Annotated in this window: 12 protein-coding genes; 7 read left to right on the top strand and 5 right to left on the bottom strand. The window is 71.6% G+C overall.

Annotated elements, in window-relative coordinates:
• Window positions 1-136 precede the first annotated feature (136 nt).
• Both ACFZAX_RS23150 and ACFZAX_RS23145 read left to right on the top strand, forming a co-directional pair.
• The gene (locus tag ACFZAX_RS23150) at window positions 137-3,328 is read left to right on the top strand and encodes a glycoside hydrolase family 3 N-terminal domain-containing protein (protein ID WP_390963849.1); all 3,192 of its coding nucleotides are present in this window, start codon (window positions 137-139) and stop codon (window positions 3,326-3,328) included.
• 177 nt (window positions 3,329-3,505) lie between these two features.
• Entirely contained in the window at window positions 3,506-5,131 is a 1,626-nt protein-coding gene (locus ACFZAX_RS23145) for a CehA/McbA family metallohydrolase (protein ID WP_390963848.1), read from the top strand.
• A 161-nt stretch (window positions 5,132-5,292) separates the two neighbouring features.
• On the opposite strand, the gene ACFZAX_RS23140 is transcribed toward ACFZAX_RS23145, so the two are convergent.
• A complete protein-coding gene (locus tag ACFZAX_RS23140) occupies window positions 5,293-6,921 on the bottom strand; it encodes a family 43 glycosylhydrolase (protein ID WP_390963846.1) in 1,629 nt (542 codons plus the stop codon).
• 304 nt (window positions 6,922-7,225) lie between these two features.
• Between ACFZAX_RS23140 and ACFZAX_RS23135 the strand changes: the two genes are divergently transcribed.
• Window positions 7,226-8,488, top strand: coding sequence for an amidohydrolase family protein (locus tag ACFZAX_RS23135; protein ID WP_390963845.1), 1,263 nt, complete (start codon window positions 7,226-7,228; stop codon window positions 8,486-8,488).
• Window positions 8,489-8,511: 23 nt separating this feature from the next.
• On the opposite strand, the gene ACFZAX_RS23130 is transcribed toward ACFZAX_RS23135, so the two are convergent.
• Window positions 8,512-9,387: an acyl-CoA thioester hydrolase/BAAT C-terminal domain-containing protein gene (locus tag ACFZAX_RS23130; protein ID WP_390963844.1), complete on the bottom strand. Its 876-nt coding sequence runs from the start codon at window positions 9,385-9,387 to the stop codon at window positions 8,512-8,514.
• 211 nt (window positions 9,388-9,598) lie between these two features.
• Here ACFZAX_RS23130 and ACFZAX_RS23125 point away from each other — a divergent pair, with 211 nt between their 5' ends.
• On the top strand, window positions 9,599-10,426 hold the full coding sequence (locus tag ACFZAX_RS23125; protein ID WP_390963843.1) for a SpoIIE family protein phosphatase: 828 nt from the start codon (window positions 9,599-9,601) through the stop codon (window positions 10,424-10,426).
• A 57-nt stretch (window positions 10,427-10,483) separates the two neighbouring features.
• Window positions 10,484-11,491: an MASE1 domain-containing protein gene (locus ACFZAX_RS23120; protein WP_390963892.1), complete on the top strand. Its 1,008-nt coding sequence runs from the start codon at window positions 10,484-10,486 to the stop codon at window positions 11,489-11,491.
• Window positions 11,492-11,512: 21 nt separating this feature from the next.
• Here the strand turns inward: ACFZAX_RS23120 and ACFZAX_RS23115 are convergent, their stop codons facing one another.
• Window positions 11,513-12,781, bottom strand: a complete 1,269-nt coding sequence (locus tag ACFZAX_RS23115) for a D-arabinono-1,4-lactone oxidase (RefSeq protein ID WP_390963841.1) — start codon at window positions 12,779-12,781, stop codon at window positions 11,513-11,515.
• A gap of 455 nt (window positions 12,782-13,236) precedes the next feature.
• On the opposite strand from ACFZAX_RS23115, the gene ACFZAX_RS23110 reads away from it, so the two are divergent.
• Window positions 13,237-13,437 carry an Rv0909 family putative TA system antitoxin gene (locus ACFZAX_RS23110; protein ID WP_390963840.1) on the top strand — a complete coding sequence of 67 codons (201 nt, stop codon included), beginning with the start codon at window positions 13,237-13,239 and terminating at the stop codon, window positions 13,435-13,437.
• A 335-nt stretch (window positions 13,438-13,772) separates the two neighbouring features.
• Window positions 13,773-15,593 carry an FUSC family protein gene (locus tag ACFZAX_RS23105; RefSeq protein WP_390963838.1) on the top strand — a complete coding sequence of 607 codons (1,821 nt, stop codon included), beginning with the start codon at window positions 13,773-13,775 and terminating at the stop codon, window positions 15,591-15,593.
• A 64-nt stretch (window positions 15,594-15,657) separates the two neighbouring features.
• Here ACFZAX_RS23105 and ACFZAX_RS23100 read toward each other — a convergent pair whose 3' ends face one another.
• Both ACFZAX_RS23100 and ctaD read right to left on the bottom strand, forming a co-directional pair.
• Complete coding sequence (locus ACFZAX_RS23100) at window positions 15,658-15,999, bottom strand: hypothetical protein (RefSeq protein ID WP_390963837.1); 342 nt, start codon at window positions 15,997-15,999, stop codon at window positions 15,658-15,660.
• A gap of 45 nt (window positions 16,000-16,044) precedes the next feature.
• Window positions 16,045-17,775, bottom strand: coding sequence for a cytochrome c oxidase subunit I (gene ctaD / locus ACFZAX_RS23095; RefSeq protein ID WP_390963836.1), 1,731 nt, complete (start codon window positions 17,773-17,775; stop codon window positions 16,045-16,047).
• Window positions 17,776-17,856 lie beyond the last annotated feature (81 nt).

Raw genomic sequence — 17,856 nt, 5'->3', positions numbered from 1 at the left:
GCCAAACGGTACGTTCCGCTCCCTGCAAAACCGCGAACTATATCTGTTTTCAGTTATTGACGGCCAAAAAGTTGCTCCATAGCGTCCTCTCTGCGTCCGGTCTCCCTGCCGGACTCGGACGAAGAGGACGCCGTCGATGAAAATCACTCCGCAACGCCCCCGGCCGAAGCCGGCGCTCGCGGCCGTCATCGCCGCCTCGGTCGTCGCGGCGGCCCTGCTGTCCGGCGTGCTGCTTCCCGCCGAGGCCGCGACCGACCCCCGGCCCTCCGCCCTGGAGCTGGCCGACGCGACCCTGTCCCGCCGGGCGGCGGCGCAGGGCATGGTCCTGCTGGAGAACCACGACCGCGTGCTTCCGCTCTCCGCCACCGGCAACGTGGCCCTCTTCGGCGCCGGCGCGTACCGGACCGCCAAGGGCGGTACCGGCTCCGGCGACGTGAACAACCGGTACACCGTCAGCGCCCGCCAGGGCCTGGAGAGCGCCGGCTACACCGTGACCACCGGCGACACCTACTGGTCCGCCCTGACGAGCGCCTACGACGCGAGGTACGGCAGCAGTTCCTCCGGCGGCTTCGCCCCCAAGGTCGACTACGCCGCCGTGGAGCAGCCGTTGACCGAGGACACGGCGAAGCCCACCGCGAAGACCGCCACCGCCGTCTACGTCCTCGCCCGCAACTCCGGTGAGGGTGCGGACCGTTCCTCCGGCAAGGGCGACTACCTGCTCGGTGACACCGAGCGGGCCGACCTCGAATTGCTCGGCCGCACCTACCGGCACGTGGTCGTCGTCATCAACTCGGGCGGCATCGTCGACACCAGCTTCTACCGGGAGATCAACGCCGCCCGGAAGGACGCGTCCGGCGGCCGGGCGCTCGACTCCATGCTGCTGATGAGCCAGGCCGGCCAGGAGAGCGGCAACGCGCTGGTCGACGTACTGAACGGCACCACACCCCCCTCCGGCAAGCTCACCGACACCTGGGCGTCCAGCTACTCCGCCTACCCGGCCTCGGCGACTTTCGCCGACAATGACGGCGTCCCCGGGAGGGAGGAATACAGCGAGGGAATCTACGTAGGTTATCGCTGGTTCGACTCCTTCTACCGGGCGCTCGACCGCGGAAATCCCGCATCCGTGGTCAACTACCCGTTCGGTTACGGTGGTTCGTACACCGATTTCGGTGTCCAGGCCCAGCAGGTGACGGCTGACGCCCAGCAGGTGACGGTCACGGCCAAGGTCACCAACACCGGACTCCGCTACAGGGGCAAGGAGGTCGTGCAGGTCTACGTCTCCGCACCGCAGTCCGGCGCGGACAAGGCGTACCAGCAGCTGGCCGGGTACGCCAAGACGGACAACCTGGCGCCGGGCGCCTCGCAGACCGTGACGGTCGCTTTCGACACCTCCGCCCTGGCTTCCTACGACGAAACCCGCGCCGCCTACGTCCTCGACGCGGGCGACTACGTGGTCCGGGTCGGCGACTCCTCCCGCAACACCCGTGTCGCCGCCCGGCTGGACCTCGCGAGGTCCGTCGTGACCGAGCAGCTCCACAACGAGCTGGACGACCAGGAGCCGGCCCAGGAGCTCACCAGCGATCCGGCGGACTTCTACACCTACGCCGGGGAGAGGGAGGAGATCGCCTCCGCCCGGCGCATCGGTCTCGATCCCCGCTCGTTCCGCACCGTCCACAACGCCTCGGAGTACGAGCAGAACGTCACCGCCGGCCCCGCCTCCCCGTACCACGTGCTCGACGGCGCGAAGGTCTCCTCCACCACGGTCGCCCTCGACCGGAACCAGACGGACTGGGAGGGCACCGGCGCCCCCTACCGGCCCAAGACCGGCGAGAAGGTCTCCTACGTGGAGACCCGTCCCGGCCGCACCCTCTTCGACGTCGCCAGGGGCAGGACATCCATCGAGCAGTTCGTCGCCGGGCTCTCGGTGGCCCAGCTCGCCGACATCGTGGAGGGGGCGGGCATCAGGGGCGGCACCACCCTGTCCGCGGTGGGAGCAGCCGGGTACACCACCGGCGCCCACGAGGATCTCGGCATACCGAGCATGACCCTGTCCGACGGACCGGCGGGTCTGCGGCTCACCCGGAAGACCGCCACGAACCCGCCGGTCTACCAGTACGGCACGGCGTGGCCCATCGGCACTCTCCTCGCCCAGACCTGGGACCGCGACCTGGTCGACGCGGTCGGTACCGCGGTCGGCAAGGAGATGAACGCGCTCGGCGTCTCCCTCTGGCTCGCCCCCGGTATGAACATCCACCGCGACCCGCTGGGCGGCCGCAACTTCGAGTACTACTCCGAGGACCCGCTCGTCTCGGGGCTCACCGCCGCCGCGACCACCGAGGGCGTCCAGAGCAACCCGGGGGTGGGCGTCACCGTCAAGCACTTCGCGGGCAACAACCAGGAGACCGACCGCAGCTCGGGAAACGCCGTCGTCGGCGAGCGCGCACTGCGCGAGATCGAGCTCAAGGGATTCGAGATCGTCGTCAGGGCGGCCCAGCCGATGTCCGTCATGAGCTCGTACAACAAGGTCAACGGGACGTACGCCTCCGGCGACTACGACCTCCTCACCGACGTACTGCGCGGTGAATGGGGCTTCGAGGGCACCGTGATGACCGACTGGGGCGGCGCGCACGGAGCCACCGGCACCATGTACTCCGGCAACGACCTCATCGAACCGGGCGGCCGGCCCGCCGACATCGTCAACGCCACGGTGAAGGCCGCGCCGGCGTTCGACGTCGACGGGCTGCCCGCGTACACCAGAACCGTCCGGAGCACCGGTTCGACGCGCTACGTCTTCCAGCTGGGAGGGCTCACCCTGGCGGCCACCGGGGCCGAGACGGTCTCCACCACCGTCGACGCCACGACCGACCTGTCGAAGACCCCGCTGTCCGGGACCACCACGATCGACGCGATCAACAACCAGACCCACAGCGCCAACCCGAAGTTCACCGCGGTCGACGACGCCTACCGGGCCGTCCGGGCTCTGCTCGCCTCCTCCGCCCTGACCACCGCCCAGAAGGCGGCCGTCACGGTCTCGGACGTGACGCACACGGCGGCGGACGACGCCACCGGTCCGGTCATCTCCTACAGGATCACCCTCACCGGTGACTACCCCGCCCCGGACGGCTGGACCATGCGCCTGGGCGACCTCCAGCGCAGTGCCGCCCGGATCCTCACCACGGCGTCCCGGACCTCGTCGTTCCAGCAGCTGGCCGCCTCGCAGAGCGTCAGAGGCATCTCGGTGGGTCCCTACACCCGGCAGTTCGGGAACCTCGACCCGGCGGTGACGTCCTCCAAGGGCCGCGTCCAGAACCCCCGCCACCAGCGCTGACCGATCGTACGAAAGAGGCGGGGCCTCGGGACTTCGAGCCCCGGGCCCCCGCACCGGCATGCTTCCGCCACCGTCGATACCTCACGCCGTCACGCCTGGGCCACGCCGCGTTAACGAAGATCACCAAGAGTCGAAAGGAACAGGATTTCACCAGAACACACACTTTTAGGACGACCCATGTGCCTTGACGGACACTGCGAGCACCAGGTGGACATCCTCCACCCCGACGCCGGGCGGACCGACGAACCCGGGGGCGGGCCGGGGCGCCGCGGGCTGCTGGCGGCGGGCGTCGCCGGTGCGGCTGCCCTCACCCTGGCTCCGATGACGTTCGCCCCGTCGGCCCGGGCAGCGGAGTCCGCCCCGCAGGGCCCGGAGGCGACCCATGTCATCAGTGGCCATCTGGCCACCGGCGTCGCCGACTTCGTCCACCTCCCCGTTGAGGTTCCGTCCGGCGTACGGAAGATCTCCGTGTCGTACGCGTACGACAAGCCCGCGGTCCCCTCCGGCACGCCCGGCAACTCCTGCGACATCGGCATCTTCGACGAGCGCGGCACCGACCTGGGCGGGCGCGGCTTCCGGGGATGGTCCGGCGGTTCCCGTACCTCCTTCGAGATCAGCAACGGCGAGGCGACCCCGGGCTATCTGCCGGGCAAGGTCGGCCGCGGCACCTGGCACATCGTGCTCGGGCCGTACCAGGTCGCACCGCAGGGGCTGAACTACCAGGTCCAGGTGACCCTGACCTACGGCGAGCCCGGCCCGGCCGCCCCCCGCAGCTTCCCGCCGCAGCGGGCCAGGGGCCGCGGCCGTGCCTGGTACCGGGGCGACTGCCACCTGCACACGGTCCACTCCGACGGCAAGCGCCTGCCTGCCGAGGTGGCGGCCGGTGCGCGGGACGCGGGGCTGGACTTCATGGTCTCCACCGACCACAACACCTCGTCCTCGCACGCGGTGTGGGGCGAGTACGCCGGTCCCGACCTGCTGATCATCACCGGTGAGGAGGTCACCACCCGCAACGGGCACTGGCTCGCCCTCGGCCTTCCCCCCGGCGAGTGGATCGACTGGCGCTACCGCAACCGCGACGACGCCTTCCCCCGCTTCGCCCGTCAGGTGCGCCGCGGCGGTGGCCTCGTGGTGCCCGCCCACATGTACTGCGCGTACGTGGCGAGCCAGTGGAAGTTCGGCTTCGACGACGCGGACGCCACCGAGGTGTGGACCGGCCCGTGGACGTACGACGACGAGCATGCCATCAGCACCTGGGACCAGAAGATCGGCGAGGCGGTGCGTTCGGGCGGCCGGTGGCTGCCGGCGATGGGCAACAGTGACGCCCACAGCACCCCGCAGGTCATCGGCCTGCCGCACAACGTGGTGCTCGCCGACGACCTGCAGACCGACTCGATCATGGACGGAATCCGCGCCGGGCGCAGCTGGATCGCCGAGTCCGCCGCGGTGGAGCTGGCTTTCACCGTGAGCGGCGACGCGCGGCAGGCCGGGATCGGCGAGACCCTCAGGGCGCCCGCCGACGCGCCGGTGGATGTCCGCCTCGATGTGAAGGGCGTGCCGAACGGCACGGTCCGCTTCATCACCGACGAGGGCCAGATGCACCAGGAGTCCCTGAGCGCCGAGGGCGCGGGCACGGTGGTGTGGCGTACGACCACCTCGCTCGCCGCGTACGTGCGTGCCGAGGTCCGCCATCCGATGGCGAACGGTTCGGCGGGGCAGGGCAACACCATGGGCGACGCCCTGATGTTCGGCCCGATGGCCGCCCTCACCAACCCGGTCTTCCTGGAGACGTCGGGGCGCTGAGGGGCGAGCCAACGGGGGGGCCGGCTCGCACCGGTCCCCGCGCCGTGTTTCAGCGGCGGGCGAGCCGCAGGTGACCAGCCCGAACGGGCGCGGGGTGAGAGCCGTGGCCGCCTCGGTGAGCTCCGGCGCCGCGGTCTCGGGGCCGTACCGTCGGGCCCCGCTCACTCCTCGGCTGTGAACGTCGCCCCGTCGTAGTCCGCGTGGTGACCTCTTCCGGTGAGGTCCCAGACCCACAGTCCGACGAAGGCGCCCGTGAAGCCCATGGATCTGACCTGCCCCTGGTGGACGTCCTCGGCGTGCTCGTCGGAGAGCACGGTCGCGTCGGCAACCTCGCCGAAGGGGCGCCGGCCCGAGCCGGTGTCGTAGTGGAAGCGCAGTTCCCGGCCGTCCAGTTCGCACCCCAGGCGCAGCCTGGCGATGCCGTCGAGAGGAATTCCGCCGGCCTCGTCGACGGCCAGTACGCCCCGGTCGCTGCTCGCCCTGCGCAGGAGGGGCCGGCCTTCGTCGTCGGCGGTGACGTACAGGTAGTACCAGTTGCGGGTGTTGTAGTACGCGGTGATTCCGGCGAGGTGCTGGAAGGCCTCGGGGCGGTACTCCATGGTGGCTTCGAAGGAGCAGCGGGGCGCGGTCACGCGCTGGGCCACCAGGCTCGGCCCGACGAGGCTGTGCGGGGCGCGACCTCCCCGGATCCGGAGGTGGGAGGGGCGGTCGGTGAGCGACAGCCACTCCGGTGCCGCTGGGCGCCGGAGCGTGGACCACTGGGCCCCCAGGGCGGGCCGGTCGAAGCCGTCGGCGAGGTGGACGCCCGGGGCCGGGGCGTCCTGCGGGGGTGCCGCGCGCCGTACGGCGGCGGGGGCGGCCACTTCCAGGGCGGGTTCGCCCGTCGGGACGCGGGGCCAGTCCTCAGGAGTCCAGGTCACGGGTGCCAAGGCCGTCTCCCGGCCCAGGACGCACGGACCGTGCCGGCCGAGCGGGCGCGCCACGAGGTAGGCCAGGTACGTCTCACCGGCGGGCGTCTTCACGAGGCTGCCGTGACCGGCCTTCTGCAGGGGCAGGTCCGGGCGGTGGCGTGCGGTGATGAGCGGGCCGCCCGGATCGCGTTCGTACGGGCCGGTCAGGGTACGGGAGCGGGAGACCGTCACCTTGTGGTCGTAGCCGGTGCCGCCGTCGGCCGTCAGTAGGTAGTACCAGTCACCGACGCGGTAGAGGTTGGGGCCCTCGATCCAACCGTCCCCGGGAGGCAGGCCGATGAGGACGGGGTCGCCTCTCAGGGTGCGGGCCGCCCGGTCGTAGCGGGTCGCTTCCAGGCCGGCGGACCCACCGTGCCCGGGCCGCCAGTCGTGGACGAGGTTGATGAGCCAGCTGTCGGGGCCGTCGTGGAAGAGGGACGCGTCGAAACCGCGCGCGTGCAGCGGGACCGGCTCGGACCAAGGGCCGTGGATCGAGGGAGCGGTGACGAGGTGGTTGGGGGCATCGGAGAAGCCACCGGTGTACGCCGACACGTTGCTGTAGACGAGGTGGAACAGCCCGTCGGCGTGGCTCAGGCTGGGCGCCCATACGCCGCCGGAGTCCGGACATCCGGTCAGGTCCAGTGTCGGCGGGCCCGTCAGCGCGCCACCCAGGGGCTCCCAGCGAACCAGATCCCTGGAATGGTGCAGGCGGACTCCCGGACACCATTCGAACGTCGAGGTCGCCAGGTAGTAGTCGTCGCCGACCCGCACGATGGAGGGATCGGGGTGGGAACCGGGCAGCACAGGATTCCGTACGACCCGCGCAGCTCCGTCTCGCACGCGCTTCTCGGCCTTCCACTGGGTTCCCCGGGGTCCGGGCTCCTGATGATCAAGGGCGAACGTAGCGTCGAACAGGCGCATCGACAACCGTCCGCCGCTGGGCCGGACGGAGCCGCGGCGGAGGTCGGGTCACGCGTCACCGGTCTCCCCGCACGGGAGGGTTTCAGGACCAAAGACGCGCGGTAGGCAGAGGAACCGGCCCGGTTCTCCGCGCCGGTCCCTGGCGCGGCAGGCGTCCTTCGCCTTCGTCGCCCCCCGCCCGCAGTCCGCCGTCCCGCGTCCCCCGTCCGCAGAGAGGAACCCCATGGGCTCCGTACCGGTCCTCATCCGTGACGTCCGCATTTTCGACGGGCTGAGCAGCGAGGTCTCGGGACCTTCGTCGGTGCTCGTCGAAGACCGCAGGATCGCCGCGATCGGTGGCGGCACGCCGCCGCACGCGCTGGTGGTCGAGGGCGGCGGACGGGTGCTCATGCCGGGGTTGACCGATGCGCACGTGCACCTCTTCGCCGCCGGGAACACCGAGGTGGGACTGGCCATGGGCAGCACCGGCTCGGGCTACTACCGAGCGCTGGCCGAGGCGGGCCGGATGCTCCTGCGTGGCTTCACCTCCGTGCGGGACATGGGCGGGGACGTCACCGCGCTGCGGCAGGTCCTGGACGCGGGCGCCTTTCCCGGCCCGCGGATCTATCCGAGCCAGGCGGCGCTCTCGCAGACCTCGGGGCACGGCGACTTCTCCTGCGCGTACGACGACGCCACGACGTTCGGCGGTGCCCCGTCGCGCGCCGAGGGGATCGGGTTCATGCGGGTCGCGGACGGCCGGGACCAGGTGCTGGCGGCCGCCCGCGAGCAGCTGAAACGGGGCGCCACCCAGATCAAGGTGATGGCCGGCGGCGGAGTGACCTCGGCCCACGACCCGCTCGACGTGGTGCAGTACACGGTGGACGAGCTGCGCGCGGCGGTCGAGGCGGCCGCCGACTGGGGCACGTACGTCAGCGCACACGTCTTCAGCGACGAGGGGATCCGCCGCGCGGTCGCCGCCGGGATCAAGTCCGTCGAGCATGGTCACCTCGCCTCGCAGGAGACCATCCGTCTGCTGACGGACGAGGGCGTCTGGCTGAGCACCCAGCCGTTCCTGGAGGGCGACCACTCCTTCTCCTCGCCGGAGTCCACGGCGAAGAACAAGCAGGTGTGCGACGGCGTGGCCCGGACCTACGCGTGGGCGCGGGCCGCCGGGACGCAGATCGCCTTCGGAACGGACCTGCTGCTGGACCCGTCCAGGGCCACCCTCCAGAGCGAGATGCTCACCCGGCTGTCGAGCACCTTCGGATTCACGCCCGTCGACGCACTGAAGATGGTCACCTCGGGCAACGCCCGTCTCTTCCGGCTCTGCGGGGAACGCGACCCGTACAAGGCGGCCCGCATCGGCGAGGTCACGGTCGGCGCCTGGGCCGACCTGCTCGTCGTGGAGGGCGACCCCACCCGCGATCTGAGCGTGCTCGGCGCGCCCGAGGAGAATCTCGCCGTCATCGTCAAGGACGGCCGGGTCCACCGGAACCGGCTGGCCTGAGAGACGGCGCCCGGCCCCGCGGATCAGCCGCCTGACCGGGCGGCGGGGGTTCCCCGGAGCGCGGAGACGATCAGCGGCCAGGCCTCCGCACCGAGCAGCGCGTCCGCCTCCGAAGTGCCGCCGTGGAGATGTTCCGGGGACGGCGGCAGGGCTCTTTCGCCGGGGAACCGGATGCGGTGACCGGCGTCGGCACTGCTGATCAGAGTGACGCTCGCGCCCGCCGCGCGCCGCCGGGCGGCCAGCCGTTCGGCGGCCGGGGCGGAGGGCCACATAGCGTCGTCGCCGCCGGCGACGAGGACCACGTCCGCGCGGGCGCGCTCCACGGGGATCGCCGCTTCGGGGAGCAGGTGGCCGAAGGCGCGACGGCTGAGTTCGTACCAGCCGGTGATGGCGACCGGCTCGCCGGCGGGAGTCCCGGGTCTCCAGGACTCGTCCATGGGGAGGAAGGGCAGCGGCCGGCCCCGCCAGGTCCACGAGGAGCGGTACGGGTGGTTCCTGCCGTCGTGGCCCGGTCCCACGTTGCACCAGACGGAGTCGGTCGGCGACAACGCGACCACCAGATCCACCCGCGGGTCGCGCACGGCGGTGAGCAGGGCGGCTTCGGCTCCTTTGGAGACCCCGAGTATCCCGATCCGCGACGCGCCGGTGGATCGCAGCACGCCGACGGCGTTGGTGAAGGTCTCCAGGGGTATCTCGCAGATGCCGGGCGGCTGGCCGGGCCCGCCGAACCAGCGCATCGCGAGTGCGGTGAGCCCCTGGCCGGCGAGCAGCCGCGCCCGTTCCCGCTCCACCCGCCCACTGGATCCGGCCAGCACCAGGACGCCGCAGTCGCTTCCTCCCGGGGGAGACGCGAGGACTCCCTCCCACGGAGGGTCCAGTTCCCGCTCGTGCACGTCCATGACTGCCCCTCCCGCGCGCGTCCCACCACCGGCGAGCCCCTCACGGGCCCCGCGGTCCGGCCCCGGCTCCGGAACGGATCGTACGGTGCCGGGGCCGGGCGGCGGACAGCGGACCGCGCCGGACGCGGCCCCGGCCGGCGGTACGCCGCCGGGTCGCCGGAGCGGCCCACGCGAAATAGTCTGCAGAGACCGATGCGCACTGGAGCAGCCGATGACTCGCCGGAGGAATCCCGCCCCAGCGAGCGCCGCGGATCTCCTCGGCACCCTGCAGCAGCTCACCGCCCGCGCGCGGCAGGAGGTGGAGCTCCATCAGGCCCGGGTCGAACTCGCCGAGGCCCTCCAGCGCACCATGCTGCCGGGCGCGCTGCCCTCGGTCCCCGGTCTGCAGACCGCGGCCCGCTACCAGCCGACCCACCACGGGCTGGACATCGGCGGCGACTGGTACGACGGTTTCGCGCTGCCGGACGGCACGCTCGGCTTCGCGATCGGTGACGTACAGGGGCACGACGTCGAGGCGGCGGCCGTCATGGGGCAGATCAGGATCGCGATGCGGGCCATCGCGGGCAGCACCTCGGACCCCGGCGAGGTCATGCGCCGCACCAACGATCTGATGATGTCGGTCACGGCGCCCCTGTTCGCGACCTGCACCTTTCTGCGGGTGGATCCGGTCACCCACGAGCTCCACTCCGCCCGCGCCGGCCATGTGGCGAGCGTGTGGGCCACCGTCGACGGCCGGTCGGGGATCGTGGAGAGTCCGGGCGGACTGCCCCTGGGCATCCAGAACGGCGAGGTGTACCCGGTCACCCGGCACTCACTGGACGTGCCCGGCGCGGTCGTCCTCCTGACCGACGGACTCGTGGAGGGTCCCTCCCTCGATCTCGACGAGGGTCTCGAAGGGATGCGCAGGCTGGTGAGCGCCCATGTGACCGCCTCCGCCGAGGAGCTCGCGCAGACGGTGCTCGGGGCCGCGGACGTGACGGGCCACGAGGACGACGTCGCCTTCCTCGTCCTCCGCCACGGCGGCGTACCGGCCGGCTGACGTCACCGTGCGTGTCACCGCAGGTGTCGCGTGCGGGGCCGGTGTCTGATGACGTCTGTGATCCGCAGCGAGAAGGCCAGACGCCGGGCCGTGGCCACCGCTCAGCTCCTGGGCGTCGCCGCCCTGTACTACCTGTCCGGTCGTCTGGGGCTGCTGCGCAGGGTGGAGGCGTACCAGTCGGTCGTGACGCCACTGTGGCCTCCCACGGGAGTGGCGCTGGCCGCCCTGCTGTACTTCGGCGTACGGATCTGGCCCGGCATCGCGCTCGGCGCCCTGTTCGCCACGGTCTCCATCAGTGGCTCGTTCTCGCCCCTGGGGCTCGGCATCCTGGCCGGCAACACGCTCGGCCCGATCTGCGCGTACCTGGCGCTGCGGTCGGTGGGTTTCCGGGAGGAACTGGACCGGCTGCGGGACGGCGTCGCGCTGGTGTTCCTGGGTGCCTTCGCGGGGATGCTGGTCAGCTCCGCGCTGGGGTGCGTCACGCTGGTTCTGACCGAGAAGCTGCCGCTGGAGAGGTTCTGGCCCGTGTGGGCGTGCTGGTGGGCGGGGGACGTCATGGGCGTACTCGTCGTGACGCCCATCCTGCTGGTCCTGCGGCGGGCGCGGATGCCCCGGGCCACGGACCGCTGGCTGGAGGCCACGGGCCTGTTCGTCGTCATGACGGGCGTCACCCTGCTGGCGACGACGAGCACGCTCGCCATGCTCTATCTGGTGTTCCCCGTCCTGATCTGGGCGGCGCTCCGCTTCCAGCTGCCGGGCAGCGCCCCCTGCGCCTTGCTCGTTGCCGTACTCGCGGTGATCTCGGCGACGCACCAGGCCGGGCCGTTCCGGGGGCACGAGGTGCTGGAGGTGATGCTCAACCTCGCGCTCCTCAACGGCTCGGTGACGCTCACCTCGCTGCTGCTGTCGGCGGTCGTCACGGAGCAGCTGAACATCCGCCGCGAGATGGAGCACGCCTGCGTGGAGCTGGCGGAGCTGGTCGAAGAGCTGACGCCCCGGTCGGACCGCCGCGCCCGGAGGCCCGCCTCCGGCGAGCGCCCGGCGATGCGGCCGGGGCTCGGGTGAGGCGGGCGGCCGGGCGCGGGGTCAGTCCCCGGACCGGGGAAAGAACCGGCGCAGGAAGTCGTTGCGGAAGACTCCCTGGGGGTCGTGGCGGGCGGCGAGCTCCTCGAAGCGGGCCCAGTCGGGGTACAGGCCGCGCAGTCCGCCGGGGTCCATGGGGAACACCTTGCCCCAGTGGGGCCTCGCGCCGAAGGGGGCCAGGGCCTCCTCGACGGCGTGCAGCACCGGAATCACCGCCGCGGTGTCCGGCTTCCAGGTGAAGTGGAAGGCCACGGAGTCGCGGCCCCGGGCGGGGCTCAGCCAGAGGTCGTCGGCGGCGACCGTCCGGATCTCGGAGATCAGCAGATGGGGTGCGATGCGGTCCCTGATGCGCTCCAGTGCCTCGAAAGCCGCGGGTGCGTCGCTCCGCGCCACGAAGTACTCCGACTGCAGTTCGTCTCCGCTGCTCGGGGTGAATTCGAGGCGGAAGTGGGGCAGCCGCTCGTGCCAGGGGCCGCGTGTCCCCTGCTGCGGGGTGCAGTTTCCGGCCGGCATGCCGGGAACCGGGTGGCGGGGGCCGTCGGCGAGCACCGCGCCGCGCCACTCGGCGGGGGCCTGGTGCGTGTCCTCGCCGTCGACGGCACGCTTCACCCACACCTGGTCGACCGGCCGGTCGCGCCAGCTCGTGAAGAGGCTGACGCTGTAGCCCTCGGCCATGATCTCGTCGAACCCGTGCACCGCCTGGTCGCGGGGCAGGTCTTCGTAGACCCATTGCCGGACGTCGAAGGTGGGGACGAGGTCGAGGGTGAGCCGGGTGACGACGCCGAGCGCGCCGAGCGACACCACCGTGCCGGCGAAGTCGGGGTGACCGCGCTCCACCGTGGTGAGGGAGCCGTCCGCGCGGACGAGTTCGACGGCGCGGACCGCTCCGGCCAGCGAACGGTTGCCGATACCGGAACCGTGGGTCCCGGTGGCGCAGGCTCCGGCGACCGAGATGTGCGGGAGCGAGCCGAGATTGTGGAGTGCGAAGCCGCTCCCGTGAAGGGTGCCGGTCAGCTCCCCGAACCGCAGTCCGGCGCTCACCGTGGCGGTCCGGGCGGTGGAGTCGATGTCGACCACGCGGGGCAGTCCGGCGACGGAGACCAGGTCACCCCGAGTGTCGGCGATCTCGTTGAAGGAGTGCCGGGTGCCCAGGGCGCGGAGCTCGGTGGCCGATCCCACGATGTCGCGAAGTTCGTCCACGGACGTGGGGGCCAGCAGGCGCCGGGCGCCGAAGGTGACGTTCTTGGCCCAGTTCCGCTCGGGCGCGTTCACGCGGCACTCCCCCGCCGGGCGGCCCGGCGGTTCGTACGACGGGTGAGGCGCGAATCAGGCGGCGGCGGACACGCGGCGGTTCCCTGCTCGGGACACGAGCGCGGGCGAGAGTGGTCGATCATGCGTACGAAGCTTAGTCGCGCGGCTCCGGATGCCGGGCGCCGGTGGGGGCGTCCGGCGCCTTCAAGCGTCGTCAGTAGGGAAGCGGCCGGCCGGACGGCGTGCGCAGGTCGAGCGGGGGCGGCCCCGAGGGCTGGGGCGGACGGCGGACGATCCTGATGCGGCCCATTGCCACCACCTCCTGTTGGTCAACCGGTATCTGCCCATGGGGGCGGTGTTCACACTTCCGCGCCTGTGCGGGCTTCGCATCCCGGCGCGGAACCGGGGATGCGGAGTGGGCGCGGTCCGGCGAACCTTGAGGGAACCCGGGGGGACGACGACGGAAAGGACACGTCATGTCGGCGATGGACAAGATCAAGAAGATGCTCAAAGGCCACGAGGACCAGGCGGGCAAGGCCGTCGACAAGGGCGGTGACATGATCGACAAGAAGACCGGCAACAAGTACCGGAGCCAGGTCGACTCGGCCCAGGACGGCCTCAAGCGGCAGTACGGGGCCGGGGGCGAGCGGGGCGAGGGCGATCCGCCGCGCCGGTAGGCCCTGCGGCGGTGGCCCGGGGCGGTCCGTGATCCGCAGGTCACCGCCCGCTGCCCCCCGGCCGGGACGGCCACCGGCGGGGCCGGCCGCCTGCCCGCGCGGCGCTCGGCCGGCCCTTACCGCTGAGGGGCCCCTGGGGTCTTCACCTTCCCGAAACGGCCGGGTAGCACGTTCTCCATGTCGCTCCCCTACGCTTGGTGCACGAAGCCAAGGCCGAGGACGTCCACCGGCGCACCATGTCACCGCTGGACGGGAGCCCCGTGTTCCGAACCTCCTTGCCCGTCTTCCCCTTCCCTCTTCCTTCACGTCCGCTGCCCCGCTGGCTCGGACATGTCATGAAGATGCAGCGTGCCCCGGTGCCCTGGGGCGCCGTGCTGCGGGGCGGGCCGGCCGTACTGCCGCTGCTGCTGTCGGTCCTGGCCGACCGCCCCTCGTTGGGGGTGCCCGCCGCGCTGGGAGCCCTGCTCGCGGGGATCAACGACCGCCCGGGCAGCCGACGCGGCGCGGTGCTGCGGCTGGGGCTCCCCGCGGTGATCGGCGCCATCGGGCTGCTCCTCGGCGCCTGCCTCGGCGGACTCGACGGCGGCCGGCGTTCCCTGGTCGTCCTGCCGCTCGCGCTGGGCGTGCTGGGGCTCCTGGCGGGCGCGCTCAGCTCGACCGGGCCGGTGGCCTCCGCCTGTGGGACCCAGCTGCTGGTGGCGGCCGTGATCGGCGCCGGGATGCCGTTGCCCGAGCCCGGCCGGCAGCGCGCGGTCCTGTTCCTCGTCGGCGCGGGATGGCTGCTGGTACTGCGCCTGGTGCTGCCCTCCCCGGTACGTTCCCGGACGGGAGCGGGCGCTCCGTACGTGCTCGACGGGGAACGCGAGGCCGTGGCGGCGGTGTACACGGCCGTCGCCGATCTCCTGCGGGCCGCAGGAAGCGACCGGGCGCCGGGCCGGCGCGCGGCGCTGAGCGCCGCGCTCGACCACGCGCAGGACACTCTGTCCGGGCCGAGGCTGCGGCGACACGCGAGTTCCGCCGCCGAGCGCAGACTGCACGCCCGGTATGCCGCCGCGTTTCCCCTGGCCGAGGCGGCGACCGCGCTGGCCTGGGCGGGGCAACCACTGCCCGCCCGCATCGCCGAGGGACCCGACCGGCTGGCACGGGCCGTCCTCACGGGCACCCGCTGCGGCGCGCTTCCGGCTCCGGCCCGGTCCGGATCCGGGCTGCGCGCGCTCGACGAGGCGTTGCTGCGCGCCGCCGCGGACTTCGACAGCCGCGAAGGCCGTCGGCTGCGGACCGGCGAGGCGTCCGGCCGGCCGTCCCTGCTGCGGCGTGCCTTCGGCCCGGCCGGGCGCGCGTACGGAATCCGGGTGGCCCTCTGCTGCGGGACGAGCACCGCACTCGCCCAGGTGCTCCGGCACGACCACTGGTACTGGCTGCCGGCGACCGCGGTGTTCCTGGTCAAGCCGGATCTCGGGCCGCTGGCCTCACGGGTGCTGTGCCGGGCGGTCGGGACGGTGGCGGGGGCAGCCTTCTTCGCGGTGCTGCTGGCGCCGTTCGCCGGGCCCGCGGTCGCGGTGGGAGCGGTCGCGGTGTGCGGGGCGCTCGTCCCCGTGGCCAGTCGGCACTTCGCGGCCCAGACCGCGGTCGTCACCGTGCTCGTGCTCTCGCTGGTGGCGCTGACCGGTGAGCCCTCCGCCGGTGCGGGACGTGTCGTGGAGTCCTTGCTGGCCTGTGGGCTGGTTCTGGTGATCGGCCACGTGCGGATGCCGGGACATCGGGTGGCCACGGTGCGCTCGGCGCTCGACACGGCGAACTCGGCCGCGTTCCGGTATCTCCGTCACGTGCTGCACGATCCGCGGGACGGAGAGCGGCGGGGTGATCTGCGCCGGGACGCCTACCGGTCCCTGGCGGCGGCCCGGAACGCGATCGAGCTGTCGGCCGCCGAGCTTCCGCCGGTGGCCCGGCGTACGGCGGGGTCCGCCGAGGTCGCCCAGGCGCTGGAACTGCTGATCGACACGACGACCGCCTGCGCCGTGCACCTCGACGGCCGCCCGGCCGGGCTGTCCCGCTCGTACGCGGACCGGCTGACCGCCCGGTTGTCCGCTCTGGACGCCGCGCAGGCGGGGGTGTTCGGTCCCAAGCGGGCAGGAGCGCAGGTGGCGGCGGTGTGAATGTGCGACGTACCGGGTCCCGCCGCGGACGTGGTGCCCGCGGCGGGACGCCTGCTGGACCGGGTCAGCGGGTGAGCAGGGTCAGCGCGGCGAAGGCACCCGTCACCGCTCCGGCCCCGGCGACCGACAGGGCAACGCAGCGCTTCCTGAGTTGCTCGTAGCGTTCGGTGTACTCGGCGCGGAGCTCGACGGCCCGCCCGGCGACGCGGCTGAACGACTCACGGCAGACCGCCACCCGGTCGGTGACGTAGACGCGTTCCACGTCCTCGCGCTGGGCGGTGGTGAGCCAGGGGAGCTGGTCGGTGAAGCGGCCCGCGCGGCGGCGCGCTTCTTCGACCTCGGCGTTCCACAGGAGGTAGCCCTCCATGCGGGCGAGGCCCCGGGCGCAGTCCGGATCGGGTTTCACGGGTTCCTCTTCTCGTGGCGGCGGACGTCGTCGGGCGGGCACCGTCTACTGCTGCTTGTCTCCGGGGGCGACGGTCACCGACGCGTCGGGGACGTTGGTCGCGTCGTCGAGCGCCCGGACGTACGGGTGGTGCAGGTCGAACGCCGGGGATTCGGAACGGATCCGCGGCAGAGTGACGAAGTTGTGGCGCGGCGGCGGGCAGGAGGTGGCCCACTCCAGCGACCGGCCGAAGCCCCACGGGTCGTCGACTCCGACCATCTCGCCGTACTTGGCGGTCTTCCACACGTTGTAGAAGAACGGCAGGACGGACAGGCCGAGGAGGAACGACGAGATCGTCGAGATCGTGTTCAGCGCGGTGAAGCCGTCGGCCGCCAGGTAGTCCGCGTAGCGACGCGGCATGCCCTCGGCACCGAGCCAGTGCTGCACCAGGAACGTGCCGTGGAAGCCCACGAACAGCGTCCAGAACGTGATCTTGCCGAGCCGCTCGTCCAGCATCTTGCCGGTGAACTTCGGCCACCAGAAGTGGAATCCGGCGAACATCGCGAACACCACGGTGCCGAAGACGACGTAGTGGAAGTGCGCGACGACGAAGTACGAGTCCGAGACGTGAAAGTCCAGCGGCGGCGAGGCCAGCAGAACACCCGTCAGACCACCGAAGAGGAAGGTGACCAGGAAGCCGGTCGCCCAGAGCATCGGCGTCTCGAAGGACAACGAGCCCTTCCACATCGTGCCGATCCAGTTGAAGAACTTCACACCGGTCGGTACCGCGATGAGGAACGTCATGAAGGAGAAGAACGGCAGCAGCACGCCGCCCGTCACGTACATGTGGTGCGCCCACACCGTCACGGAGAGACCCGCGATGGCGATGGTGGCCGCGATCAGACCGACGTAGCCGAAGATCGGCTTGCGGCTGAAGACCGGGATGACCTCACTGACGATACCGAAGAACGGCAGAGCGATGATGTACACCTCCGGGTGTCCGAAGAACCAGAAGAGGTGCTGCCAGAGGAGAGACCCGCCGTTTGCCGGGTCGAAGATCCGTGCTCCGAACTTGCGGTCCGCTTCCAGGGCGAAGAGGGACGCGGCCAGGACCGGGAAGGCGAGCAGCACCAGAACGCCGGTCAGCAGGACGGTCCACACGAAGATCGGCATCCGGAACATCGTCATGCCGGGCGCGCGCATGCAGATGATCGTGGTGATGAAGTTGACCGCGCCGAGGATCGTACCGAAGCCCGAGAAGGCAAGTCCCATGATCCAGAGGTCACCGCCCACACCGGGTGAATGTTCCGCGTTCGAGAGCGGGTTGTAGGCGAACCATCCGAAGTCGGCCGCACCGTTGGGGGTGAGGAAGCCTCCCACCGCGATGAGCGAACCGAAGAGGTAGAGCCAGTACGCGAACATGTTCAGCCGCGGGAACGCCACGTCGGGCGCACCGATCTGCAGCGGCATGATCCAGTTGGTGAAGCCGGAGAAGAGCGGCGTCGCGAACATCAGCAGCATGATGGTGCCGTGCATCGTGAACAACTGGTTGTACTGCTCGTTGGAAACGATCTGCGTACCCGGCCGGGCCAGCTCGGCCCGCATGACCAGGGCCAGCAGACCTCCGACGCAGAAGAAGGCGAAGGACGTGATCAGGTAGAGAGAACCGATCGTCTTGTGGTCGGTGGTGGTCAGCCATCTGATGACGACGTTTCCCGGCTGCTTGCGGCGTACCGGCAGTTCGTCCGCGTACGCGGCTTCGGATTCGACCGGTTCTGAGGTGCCACTCGTCGTCACTCCGACGCTCCTTTGATCGACGGCCCGTTGCGGACTCGCCGACCAGAATGGCCCGGCGCGGTTCGGCCCTGTGGGACATCC

The sequence above is a fragment of the Streptomyces sp. NPDC008125 genome (genome assembly GCF_042957125.1).
Taxonomy (GTDB): Bacteria; Actinomycetota; Actinomycetes; order Streptomycetales; family Streptomycetaceae; genus Streptomyces.
Note: the sequence above shows the minus strand (reverse complement) of the source record. Positions and strands in the feature narration are given on the sequence as shown.

Excerpts from the sequence above, each read along its gene's own strand:
- ACFZAX_RS23150 (WP_390963849.1), top strand. The coding sequence starts at position 137 with ATGAAAATCACTCCGCAACGCCCCCGGCCGAAGCCGGCGCTCGCGGCC.
- ACFZAX_RS23105 (WP_390963838.1), top strand. The coding sequence starts at position 13,773 with ATGAAGATGCAGCGTGCCCCGGTGCCCTGGGGCGCCGTGCTGCGGGGC.
- ACFZAX_RS23135 (WP_390963845.1), top strand. The coding sequence starts at position 7,226 with ATGGGCTCCGTACCGGTCCTCATCCGTGACGTCCGCATTTTCGACGGG.
- ACFZAX_RS23130 (WP_390963844.1), bottom strand. The coding sequence starts at position 9,387 with ATGGACGTGCACGAGCGGGAACTGGACCCTCCGTGGGAGGGAGTCCTC.
- ACFZAX_RS23125 (WP_390963843.1), top strand. The coding sequence starts at position 9,599 with ATGACTCGCCGGAGGAATCCCGCCCCAGCGAGCGCCGCGGATCTCCTC.
- ACFZAX_RS23110 (WP_390963840.1), top strand. The coding sequence starts at position 13,237 with ATGTCGGCGATGGACAAGATCAAGAAGATGCTCAAAGGCCACGAGGAC.
- ACFZAX_RS23145 (WP_390963848.1), top strand. The coding sequence starts at position 3,506 with ATGTGCCTTGACGGACACTGCGAGCACCAGGTGGACATCCTCCACCCC.